Raw genomic sequence first — 1826 nt, forward strand, 5'->3', positions numbered from 1 at the left:
CACTCAAAACTGGACTGGACATGATTACTGGATTCCTGGCTCTCGCCCCACGCGATTAAACGGACTTGCTATGAGCCCCTGGTACCGTTCCAGCCTGACACGTAGGGCCCCACCGGAACTTTTCAGCTCAATGAAGTTGCGGTGTTCACTGAAGCCAACACCGTGAGAGATCCCTGTGAGACCGACCGCCCGGAGCATGACTGCGAAGTAGCCCCCGTACAGCGCAAAAGGACGAGCACCCTGTGCTGCGAGCTGCGAGACCTCCACCGCGTATTGAGCCAGTCGGAACTGGGGCGACTTCGGCTCCTCAAGGTTATTCACCCAAATAACGACATCTGGATCGTGGTGATCTTCAAATAAGTCGGAGAGGAGGTTGGGTTCCTTTGCCGCCAAAACTCTAACGATTGGCTGATGCGTTCCAGCCATTACAGCCGCAGATTTCGTTGCTTCCCAGAGGGAATTGGACCAGAACTTCGTCTCTGGCGCCCCGTCGTACATCAAATACGGCGCCATTATCTGGGCCGGCCCATTTGCCTGTATCTGAGGTAGTGGCTTCTTGAGTCGTCGGGCATATTTATCAAATGCTTTCGGAGCCAAGTTCTGGAAACCAGTATTAAACTCCACCCATCGCGTCGCGATCGATGATGCCAGTTCTTCATCGAGTAGTTTGACGGGCAGACCTCCGTTTTGTTCTACCAAGCCCTCGATGCCGAGTACGCGCGCTAGGGCGAGATGTGACTTCTTCGGTTCTCGCAGGTCATTCTGGAACAGTGGGAAGCGTGGGTCGACCGTATATGGAACCGACGATGAAGCGGAGAGTGCCAGCACGAACCCTTTGGTTCCCTCACCGCGAAAGGCGGCCACCGTTCCGGGTACAACCAGCCCGTTGTACTGGCCCGCCAGGGCATTGAGGGTCTGCTGGTCAGTAGAACCGAAAGCGAGATAGTGCGAAAAATCGGAAAACACTAGCCTCTTGTCCCCTTTTGAAATATGGCACGAATCTTTGCGCGGATGACCGGGCTTACCGGCTGGCGGTTGGCCCACAACAATACGAACATCCTGTCATCCAGAACGATAACGCCGACGCCATTTTCACGTGCCTGCTCAAGATTTTTGGCCGTGGGTCGGTGATTCACCACAATCCAACTTCGGTCGAAGCTCAGCCGGTTATACATCGCTTGCTCCAGAACTCGCTGAAACGACCCTATTTTCATTTCGTACGCGGACGAGACGCCGCCCTTAGTAAGAGTAGCTAGGTCCGCTCTTCTTCCGTTCAGTGGCATCTCCGATAGCACGAGGCTGTTTTCATTGATCCAGCCGCGATTGCGCATCATGTGGAGAAGAGGGATCAGCAGCTTTTCTTCCTCCCGGTTACGAAGGATCGGCGTTTCGTCCCAAGGCAAAACAACCATCAGTCTTCAACCCCTGTCAGACTGTTCAGGCTCACGGTGTCTTCGTCTGCGCCGGTAAGCTCCGATGCCTGCACGTGAGCAAAATCGAGGCGCCGCACTACCAGTAGTAGAGAGATGTAGACCCCGCCTCCACACACAAAGATGAGTGCGGAGATGCCTAGCGCCCACCTAGCGGGATCGATGCCTATAAGAGTTTCTGCGGCACAGGTGAGTAGGGTCGCAGTAATCGCGATGGCGAATCCGACAAGAATCCAGAACGACGCCCTGGCCAGTCTTTGAGCCGCGCGGAGTTGACGAGCCATCTTGTGTTAGCTGCAACTTTAAACTGACCAGAGACGGCAATTTGGATTGACCGTTCGCGGCAGTGGTTTTGACCAGTGGCTGCAAGTACTTTTGACCAGTTCTTGGCCGTGC

The 1826-nt window shown here is 54.8% G+C and carries 2 protein-coding genes; both read right to left on the reverse strand.

Annotation, left to right across the window (positions count from 1 at the left end):
- Positions 1-24: 24 nt before the first annotated feature.
- The gene (locus tag AC50YA_RS23045) at positions 25-966 is read right to left on the reverse strand and encodes a hypothetical protein (protein ID WP_494984469.1); all 942 of its coding nucleotides are present in this window, start codon (positions 964-966) and stop codon (positions 25-27) included.
- On the reverse strand, positions 966-1412 hold the full coding sequence (locus AC50YA_RS23050; RefSeq protein ID WP_494984470.1) for a hypothetical protein: 447 nt from the start codon (positions 1410-1412) through the stop codon (positions 966-968). The genes AC50YA_RS23045 and AC50YA_RS23050 overlap by 1 nt, the downstream gene beginning before the upstream one ends.
- Positions 1413-1826: the final 414 nt, after the last annotated feature.

Source organism: Pseudarthrobacter sp. RHLT3-21 (assembly GCF_059383495.1).